At 74.0% G+C, this 8,986-nt stretch carries 7 protein-coding genes; all 7 read right to left on the bottom strand.

Features of this window, described 5'->3' with window-relative positions; all coding sequences use genetic code 11:
* Nucleotides 1-79: 79 nt before the first annotated feature.
* Nucleotides 80-1,477, bottom strand: a complete 1,398-nt coding sequence (locus ACFV9Q_RS25710; RefSeq protein ID WP_377236770.1) for an NtaA/DmoA family FMN-dependent monooxygenase — start codon at nt 1,475-1,477, stop codon at nt 80-82.
* Between the two features lie 10 nt (nt 1,478-1,487).
* Nucleotides 1,488-2,684, bottom strand: coding sequence for an LLM class flavin-dependent oxidoreductase (locus ACFV9Q_RS25705; protein ID WP_377236769.1), 1,197 nt, complete (start codon nt 2,682-2,684; stop codon nt 1,488-1,490).
* A 244-nt stretch (nt 2,685-2,928) separates the two neighbouring features.
* Nucleotides 2,929-3,924 (bottom strand): aldo/keto reductase, encoded by a 996-nt coding sequence (locus ACFV9Q_RS25700; protein WP_377236768.1) that lies wholly within the window; start codon nt 3,922-3,924, stop codon nt 2,929-2,931.
* Nucleotides 3,921-5,411, bottom strand: coding sequence for an LLM class flavin-dependent oxidoreductase (locus ACFV9Q_RS25695; RefSeq protein WP_377236767.1), 1,491 nt, complete (start codon nt 5,409-5,411; stop codon nt 3,921-3,923). The genes ACFV9Q_RS25700 and ACFV9Q_RS25695 overlap by 4 nt, the downstream gene beginning before the upstream one ends.
* Before the next feature lie 41 nt (nt 5,412-5,452).
* Nucleotides 5,453-7,129 carry a dipeptide ABC transporter ATP-binding protein gene (locus ACFV9Q_RS25690; protein ID WP_377236766.1) on the bottom strand — a complete coding sequence of 559 codons (1,677 nt, stop codon included), beginning with the start codon at nt 7,127-7,129 and terminating at the stop codon, nt 5,453-5,455.
* On the bottom strand, nt 7,116-8,039 hold the full coding sequence (locus ACFV9Q_RS25685) for an ABC transporter permease (protein ID WP_377236765.1): 924 nt from the start codon (nt 8,037-8,039) through the stop codon (nt 7,116-7,118). The genes ACFV9Q_RS25690 and ACFV9Q_RS25685 overlap by 14 nt, the downstream gene beginning before the upstream one ends.
* Nucleotides 8,039-8,986 (bottom strand): ABC transporter permease, encoded by a 948-nt coding sequence (locus tag ACFV9Q_RS25680; RefSeq protein ID WP_377236764.1) that lies wholly within the window; start codon nt 8,984-8,986, stop codon nt 8,039-8,041. Before ACFV9Q_RS25680 ends, ACFV9Q_RS25685 begins: the two co-directional genes overlap by 1 nt.

Below are 8,986 nucleotides of genomic sequence, written 5' to 3'. Positions count from 1 at the left end.
CCTTAGGTTTGACCAGAAACCGGGTGTTTTCGGGTCAAGATTTGGGGGGGGAAGCAAACCATGGGGCACGCGGCGGCGGTTACGCCGCGCCGACGGCGGCGGCGGTGCCGGCGGCCGCGCGGCGGGTGAGCGGGGCGCGCAGGCCCAGGTGCTCGCGCAGGGTGGTCCCGGTGTACGACGTCGGGTAGGCGCCGCGCTCCTGCAGCTCGGGGACCACTCGGTCGACGATGTCGTCGAGGCCGGACGGCACGATCCACGGGCTGATGTTGAAGCCGTCGACGGCGCCGGTGCGCACCCACCGGATCAGGTCCTGCGCCACGGCGGCCGGGGTGCCCTGGAACCCGCGCTCGCTGCTGTTGCGCACCACGAGCTCGCGGATCGACAGGTGCTCGGCCTCCGCCAGCGCCCGCCACCGCGCCGCGATCTCGCGGGTCCGGGCGCCCGTGGTGGCGGAGCCGCGCTCGCCGCCCAGCTCCTCCACCACCGGGTCGTGCGCGGGCAGCGGGCCGTCCGGGTCGTACCCGGACAGGTCCTCGCCCCAGACGTTGCCGACGATCGAGAGCGCAGTGGCCGGGGTGACCTGGTTCCAGCGGACCCAGCGGGCCTTCTCCTCGGCGTCGGCGGGCGTGTCGCCCACGATGACGCCGGTGCCCGGGAAGATCTTGACGTCGTCCTCGGGGCGGCCCGCGGCGACGGCCCGGCGGCGGATGTCGGCGGCGAACTCCAGCGCCTCGGCCAGCACCGACCCGTGGCGCGAGAAGATCACGTCCGCGTTGGCGGCCGCGAAGTCCCGGCCCTGTGGCGAGTCGCCGGCCTGGAAGATGATCGGGTGCCCCTGCGGGCTGCGCGGCGTGGTGGGGTCGAGCTCGACGTCGAACAGGGCGCTGTGCTCGGAGACGTGCGCGACCGCCCCGCTGAACGCGTCGCTGCCGCCCGTGTCCGGGAAGGCGTCCCAGATCTGGCGGGCGACGTCGAGCTGCCCCTGCGCCCGGTCGTAGCGCAGGGCGTGGTCGAGGTAGCCGCCGCGGCGGAAGTTGGCCCCGGTCCAGGCGTTGTCGGTGGTCACGACGTTCCAGGCGGCCCGGCCGCCGGACAGCACGTCGAGGCTCTGCAGGCGCCGGGCCAGATCGGCCGGGTCGTTGTACGTGGTGTTCTGGGTGGCGACCAGGCCGATGTGCGTGGTGATCGCGGCCAGCGCGGCGAGCTGCGTGATCGCGTCCGGGCGGCCCACCACGTCGAGGTCGTGCAGGGCGCCGCGCGACTCGCGCAGCCGCAGGCCCTCGCCGAGGAAGAACGCGTCGAACAGCCCGCGCTCCGCCGTCCGGATCACGCGCTCGAACGTGGCGAAGTCAGTCTGCGACCCGGACTCCGGGTCGGACCAGATGGTGGTGTGGTTGACGCCCTGGAAGAAGACGCCGAAGTGCACCTGGGCGTCGGGGCGGGTCACGGGGAGGTCGGGCACGGGCAGGTCGGACATGGGGGTCTCCTCAGGCGCTCGCCGCGTCCGCCTGGACGCGGTTGTCGTAGCGGTTGGCGGGGCGCGGCAGCCCGAGGGACTCGCGCAGCGTGGCACCGGGGCGCGGCGCCGCGGTGAGGCGGGCGGCGCGCAGGGCGGGCAGGACGTCGCGCGCGAGCACGGGCAGGTCGACGTCGAGCACGGCGGGCAGCAGGCGCACGCCGTCGACCGGGCGGCGGCCGTCCGGGCCCGGGGTGGCGAGCTCGGTGAGCAGGGTGACCAGCCCGGCGGCGTCGCCCGCATAGCGCAGGGCGCGCGTGTCCCACGGCGTGCGGACGCCGGTGGGCGTGCTGGCGTCCAGCACCGCGAGCCGGTCCGCGCCGGTGCGGCCGCCGGCGTCGAGCACCACCTCGAGGTCGACGCCGGCCAGCGGCGAGTGCTCGCGCGCGGCTTCCGCGTTGCCGCGGGCCGCGCCCACGCCGGCGCCGCCGACCAGCGTGACGTCGACGAGGCGCTCCGCGTCGCCGGGACGGCCGCCCGGGCCGGTGCCGTCGAGCGCACGGGGCACGTCGCCGTCGGCGGCCAGCACCACGAGCTGCCCCTGGGGCGGCCGGGGCGTGATGAGCGGGCCCTTCACGGAGAACGTCTCGCCCTCGAAGTCGACGTGGTGGATGCGGTCGCGGTCGATGTACCGCCCGGTGGCGACGTCGCGGATCACGGCGTCGTCCTCCCACGAGTCCCACAGCTCCCGGACCACCCGCACGACGTCGCGTGCCTCGCGGGTCACGTCGCCCACCACGGGGCGGCCGTAGGCGTCGGCCGTCGCGGCGTCCCGGGTCACGGCGGCGAGCCAGCCGGCGCGGCCGGCCGCCGCGATGTCCAGTGACGCGAGCTGCGCCGCGACGTGGAAGGGCTCCGGGTAGGTGGTCGGCACCTGCGGCACCAGGCCGATCGCCGTCGTCGTGCGGGACACGAAGGCGGCACGGGTGACGGACTCCAGGCGGGCCGACGCCGGCGAACCGGGTACCGCCGGGAGCAGCGCGTCCGTGAAGGAGACGAAGGTGAGGCCGGCGTGCTCGGCCTGCCGGACCGTGCGGGCCAGCCGGGCGCCGGACACGAGGTCGGCGCCCGCGAGGCGCGCGACGACGGCGGCCGCCGGGTGCGCGCCCGCGCCGTCGGCGTCGAGCCCGACGAAGAAGGGGGTCGAAGGGGGCTGTGGAGCGGGCAAGAGAACCTCCGGTGTCGTCGCGGCGCACCCCCGCGGACCTGCCGCGGACGCCGACCGCGCGCAACATAGCCCCGCCCCCGCCGGGCGCAATGGCCCGGCGGGATCGTCTCGCCATCCGGTCGCCGGTCACCCACGAGCGGTGTTGAGCACAGCAGTTGCTGCCAGCGAGGCGCGCTCTCTGGCAGCAACTGCTGTGGTCAACACCGGGGGTGTGGCCGGGTCGGCGGCGGGGTCGGCAGTCGCGTCAGCCGACGCGGCCCGGGCCGCCCGTCAGGGTGCCCGGGAGAAGGGCGCGGAGCTCCTGCTCCTCCTCCGGGGTCGGGACCCAGCGGGTGGCCAGCAGGTTCTCGTCGAGCTGTTCCGGCACGGTGATGCCGGTGATCACACTGGTCACCGTGGGCTGCGCCAGGAGCCAGCCCAGGGCGAGCGCGCTCGGCGTCACGCCCCGGTCGGCGGCGAACCGCTCGAACTTCTCCAGCGCGTCCCACGGCGCCTCGCCGAGCAGGTACGTCTTGAGGTTGGTGATCTTGGCGCCCTCCGGCGCGTTGTCCCGCGAGTACTTGCCGGTCAGCAGCCCGTTCTGGAGCGGGAAGTACGGCAGGAACCCCAGGCCGAAGTGCTCCAGGGCGCCGATCAGCTCCTCCTCGGGCTTGCGCCACAGCAGGCTGTACTCGTCGGTAGTGGAGACGAACCGGCCGTAGCCGCGGGTGGCGGCCACGTGGTCGGCGTCGGCGAGCTGCCAGGCCTTGAAGTTGGACGCGCCCACGTACCGCACCTTGCCGTCGCGCACCAGCGTGTCGAGCGCGGAGAGGGTCTCCTCGATCGGCGTGAACGGGTCCGGGAAGTGGATCTGGTACAGGTCGATGTAGTCGGTGCCGAGCCGGCGCAGGCTGTCCTCGACCGCGGCCAGGACGTACTTGCGCGCCCCGGTCCGGCCGTACGAGGGCCCGCGGTCCGCCGCCAGCGACCGGCCGAACTTGGTGCCGATCACCACCTGGTCGCGCCGCCCGGCCAGCGCCGTGCCGAACAGCTCCTCGGACAGGCCGGTGCGGTCGCCGTAGCCCTCGGCGACGTCGAAGTAGGTCACGCCCAGGTCGATGGCGCGGTCCACGATCCGGTTGACCTGCTCCTGCCCGACGGCGCGCATGCCGCTGCGGCCGAACGTGCTGGCACCCACGCCCAGCTCGGACAGGACCAGGCCGGAGCGCCCGAGCGCCCGGTACCCGTCGGGGAGCGTCATGCGCGCGCCTCCTGCCCGACGGACGACGGCTCGGCGGACGCCGACGTCGTCGCGAACTGGTTCGGCGGCACCGGCAGCCCGAAGTGCCCGCGGAACGTGTCCGCCTCGTACTCGGTGCGGAACACGCCCTTGTCCTGCAGGATCGGCACGACCTGCCCGGTGAACCGCTCGAGCTGGTCGAGCATGGCCGGCGACTGGATGTTGAAGCCGTCGGCGGCGCCCTGCTCGAACCACTCGATGAGCGTGCCCGCGACGTCGTCCGCCGTGCCGATCGCGAGCGGGAAGCCGCCCCCGATGGAGTTGTGCAGCAGGTCCCGGCCGCGCACGGTGCCCGCCTCGACGGTCCTGCCGGTGCGGTCGGCGATGGTGCGCAGCAGCTTCTGCCCGACGTCGTTCAGCTCGGCCGCGAGCGAGGGTGTGAGCACGCCGTCCAGGCCCAGCGGGCGCAGGTCGGCGCCGGTGCGCTCGCCGATCGAGCGCAGGCTGCGCGCGCCCATCGGCAGGGGCGCCCGGCCCCGCTGCGCCGCCTGGAACGCCTCGCTCGTGTAGTAGTCGTCGCCCTGGTCCCCGGCCACGGGGTCGTCGTCGACCGGGAGGCCCGCGTTCAGGCGGTCGAAGAGGTCGATCGCCTCCTCGCGCGTGTCGCCGATGACTGGAGTGATGCCGGGCAGGAAGAAGATCGGCTCCTCCCGGCCGCGCAGGCGCAGGGCCCGCGCGCGGACGTCGGCGTTGAACTCCGCCGAGACCTCCCGGGTGGGCGGGCCGGTGAAGTTGATGTCGCAGTACTGCGCCGTCAGCTCACGGGACAGCTCGGAGCCGCCCGCGTACAGCAGCGGCACGTGGCCCTGCGGCGGGCGCAGCATCGGCAGCGTGCCGGCCACGGAGAAGAACTCGCCCTGGTGCTCCAGCCGGTGGATCTTGCTCGGGTCGAGGTACTGTCCCGACTCCTTGTCCTGCAGGTAGGTACCGTCCTCGACGCTGTCCCAGAGCTTGCGGATGACGTCGATGAACTCGGCCGCCCGGCGGTAGCGGCTCTCGCCGCCCAGGTCGGGCAGGCTGAAGTTCTTGGCCGCGAGGTCGTTCGCGCCGAGCACCACGTTCCAGGCCAGGCGCCCGCCGCTCAGGTGGTCGAGCGAGGCGGTCAGCCGGGCCAGGATGTACGGCTCGTAGAAGGTCGGGTGCGCGGTCACGGCGAGCCCGATCTTCGAGGACTGCAGCGCGAGCTGCGAGGCCAGCGTGAACGGTTCGAGCCGCCCGGCGTTGTGGGTGGTCCCGTAGTGCTCGCGGTAGACGTCGCCCGGGAGCGTGTCGCCGAGGAAGAAGAAGTCGAACTTCGCGTCCTCGACCAGCTTGAGGACCTGCGCGGGGTAGGCCAGGCCGAAGGGGTCGGGCGTGGCCGACTCCGGCAGCCGCCAGCCGCCCCAGTGGGTCCCGTTCAGCCAGTACATGTATCCGAGGTGCAGCTGGCGCTGTGCCGGCTCGCCCATGGCGGAGTCCTTTCGTCTGATGCGGTCGTGCGTCGTTCTGGTCATTGCGCAGGAGTGCCCGCGGCGGCGGGAGCCGCCCCCGGGATGGAGGCCAGCAGCCGGCGGACGTAGTCCGTCCGGGGCCGGGAGATGACGTCGGACGCCGGGCCGTGCTCGACGACGTCGCCGTGCCGGAGCACGAGGACCTCGTCGGACAGCTCCGCGACGACGCCGAGGTCGTGCGACACGAACAGGTACGTCAGCGAGAGCCGGTCCTGGAGGTCGAGCAGCAGGTCGAGGATCTGCCGCCGCACGGTGACGTCGAGCGCGGAGACGGGCTCGTCGAGCACCAGCACCTCGGGGTGCGGCGCGAGCGCACGGGCGATCGCGACCCGCTGCCGCTGGCCGCCGGACAGCTCGGCCGTGTAGCGGTCGGCGACCGACGCCGGCAGGCCCGTCTGCTCCAGCAGCTCGTCGACCCGCCGGGCGCGCTCGGCGGCGCCCCGCCGGCCCGACCCGCCGATCCGGTGGCCGGTCAGCGGCTCCTCCAGGATCGACCGCACGACGGTGCGCGGGTTCAGCGAGGCGAACGGGTCCTGGTAGACCATCTGCACCTTGCGGTACAGCGCGGCCTGGCCGGCGCCCCGGCGGTGGTGGACCACCGGCTCGCCGTCGACGGTGACGCTGCCCGCGCTCGGCGGCGTCAGGCCCGCCAGGAGGCGGACCAGCGTGGTCTTGCCCGACCCGGACTCGCCCACGATGCCGAGCGTGGTGCCCCGCCGCACCTCGAAGCTCGCCCCGGCCACGGCGGTGACCGCCGTGCGGCCGCGGTGGGCGCGGAACGTCTTGGCGACGTCGCGGGCCCGGACCACCACCGGGGCGTCGCCGGGGACCCTGGTGGCGGTGCGCTCCTGCCGGGCCGCGGCGGCGTCGGCCCCGGAGAAGCCGAGCGACGACGACCGCAGGAGCTGCTCGGTGTAGCCGTCCCCGGGGTCGGCCACGACCTCGCGCGTGCGGCCGGAGCGCACCAGGACGCCGTCCTTGAGCACGGCGATCTCGTCCGCCCGCTCGGCCGCGACCCCGAGGTCGTGCGTGACGAGCAGCACGGCGAGGTCGTTCTCGGCGACCAGGCCGCCCAACAGGTCCAGGATCGTCTTCTGGACCGTGACGTCCAGGGCGGTGGTGGGCTCGTCGGCGACGAGCAGCCGCGGCCCCGTGGACATCGCCGCCGCGATCAGCACGCGCTGGCACATGCCGCCGGACAGCTCGTGCGGGTAGGCGCCGTAGATCTTCTCGGGATCGCGCAGCCCCACCTTGCCGAACAGCTCGATGACGCGCTCGCGGCGCTCCGCCTTGCCGGCCAGGCCGTGGGCGCGCAGCGGCTCGCCCGCCTGGACGCCCACGGGCAGGAGCGGGTTGAGGCCGAGCAGGGCGTCCTGCGGGATGTACCCGATGTCCTTGCCGCGGATCGCACGGCGCTCGCGCTCCGGCAGGCCCGTCAGCTCCCGGCCGGCGAAGGTCACGTGTCCGGCGGTCACGCGGCCGTTCTCGGGCAGGGTGCCGGTGACGGTGCGGCCCAGGGTCGACTTGCCCGAGCCGGACTCGCCGACCAGCGCCAGCACCTGGCCCGGACGCAGGGAGAGGCTCACGTCGTCGAGCACGCGGACCGGGGGACGGCCGGGCAGCGTGAACTGGGCGCTGACGCCGTCGAGGGTGAGCAGGGGTTCAGGCGACGACACGGGTTCTCCCTCGGTCGATCGACCGGCCGATGCGGTACACGGCCAGCACGGAGACGACGATCACGAGGCCGGGCAGCAGGCTCAGCCACCACTGCGCGGCGATGAAGGTGCGGCCCTCGGCCACGAGCAGGCCCCACTCGGGCGTGGGCGGCGGGGCGCCGAGGCCGAGGAAGCTCAGCGAGGCGACGGTGAGGATGGCGCTGCCGATCTCCATCGTCGCGTAGGCCAGCACCGACCGGGTGGCGTTCGGCACGACGTGGCGCAGCAGCCGGTAGGCGTAGCCGTGGCCGGCGAACACCGACGCCTCGACGTACCGCGCGCCCGCGACCTTGAGCACCTCGGATCGCATGAGGCGGGCGAAGGTCGCGGTGCTGTTGATCCCGATGGCCACGGCGATGTTGAGGGTGCCGTGGCCCAGCGCCGAGATGATCGCCAGCGACACGATGAGGCTCGGGACGGCGAGCATGACGTCGACGACGCGCATCAGCACGCTGTCGAGCCAGCCGCGCACCGCGCCCGCGACGAGCCCGAGCAGCGAGCCGCTGACCAGGCCGATCAGCACCGCGATCACCGCGGCCTGGAGGGAAAGCCGGGTGCCGTGCACGGTGCGCGTGAACTGGTCGCGCCCCAGGTCGTCGGTGCCGAAGAAGTGCTCGGGACCAGGCGGGAGCAGCATCGCGTCGCCGTTCTGCGCCAGCGGGTCGCCCGACGCGAACAGCGTCGGGGCGAGCGCCGCCGTGACGATCAGCACCAGCCACACGTACGACACCAGCAGGCTGGGCGTGCGCGCGACGTCGAGCAGCCGGCCGAGCCACCTGCGGCGTCGTCCCGCGCCCGGCCGGGCCGGGGACGGCCCGGCCGGACCCGCCGGCCCCGCGGCGACCGCAGCCTTGGTCTCGGTGACGCTCATCAGCCCTCCAGCCGGATGCGCTTGTCGACCAGCGGGTAGACCAGGTCGACGACGAAGTTGACGGTCACGAAGATCAGCGCGCTCACGGTGACGGCGACCAGCACTACCGGCATGTCGCGGCCGTTGACGGAGTCGACGACGAGCCGGCCGATGCCGGGCCGCGAGAACACGGTCTCCGTGAGCACGGTGCCGCCGACCATGACGCCGATGAGCGTCCCGAGCGCCGTGATGACGGGCAGCGAGGCGTTGCGCAGGGCGTGCCGCACCACGACGTCGAACCGGCTCAGCCCCCAGCTGCGCGCCGTCTCGATGTACGGCGAGGTCAGCGCGCCGCGCAGGTTGGCCGTCAGGAGCTGGGAGATCGTCCCGCCGCCCGCCACGGCGATCGACAGCGAGGCCACCAGCAGGCCCAGGAACGTCCGGTCGCCGAAGGCGTCGATCCAGCCGAGCCGGAACGCGACGAGCTGTACCAGCACGAGCGCCACCAGGAACGGCGGGAGCGAGACCGCGACCGGCGGCAGCGAGACGAGCAGCTCGCGCAGCCACCGCCAGTCGGTCAGCTCGATGATCACCGACAGCGCGACCCCGAGCAGCACGGCCAGCGCCAGGCCCAGGAACGCGAGCTGCAGCGTTGCCGGGAAGGCCTCGAAGAACACCTCGACGGCGGGCCGGCGCTGGTAGAGGCTGTCCCCGAAGTCCCCGAGGACGGCGCCCGACAGTGCGTCCCCGTACTGGACGAGGACCGGGCGGTCCAGGCCGAGCAGCTCGCGCTGCTCGGCCAGGAGCTGCTCGACGTCGCCGCCGGAGGCGCCCATCGTCAGGCCGCCCGCCGCGTCGCCGGGGACGATGTAGAGCAGGAAGAACGCCCCGGTGAACGCGCCCCACACCACGATCGCGGCGTAGGCCAGCCGCCGCAGGGCGTACCTCAGCAGCCCGTGCCTCAGCAC

It is taken from the genome of Promicromonospora sp. NPDC059942, from assembly GCF_042731755.1.
GTDB lineage: Bacteria > Actinomycetota > Actinomycetes > Actinomycetales > Cellulomonadaceae > Promicromonospora.
This window is presented reverse-complemented; position numbering and strand designations above follow the sequence as displayed.

Bases quoted from the DNA above. Each gene is read 5' to 3' on its own strand.
- ACFV9Q_RS25710 (WP_377236770.1), bottom strand. From the start codon at position 1,477: ATGTCCGACCTGCCCGTGCCCGACCTCCCCGTGACCCGCCCCGACGCC.
- ACFV9Q_RS25700 (WP_377236768.1), bottom strand. From the start codon at position 3,924: ATGACGCTCCCCGACGGGTACCGGGCGCTCGGGCGCTCCGGCCTGGTC.
- ACFV9Q_RS25695 (WP_377236767.1), bottom strand. From the start codon at position 5,411: ATGGGCGAGCCGGCACAGCGCCAGCTGCACCTCGGATACATGTACTGG.
- ACFV9Q_RS25685 (WP_377236765.1), bottom strand. From the start codon at position 8,039: ATGAGCGTCACCGAGACCAAGGCTGCGGTCGCCGCGGGGCCGGCGGGT.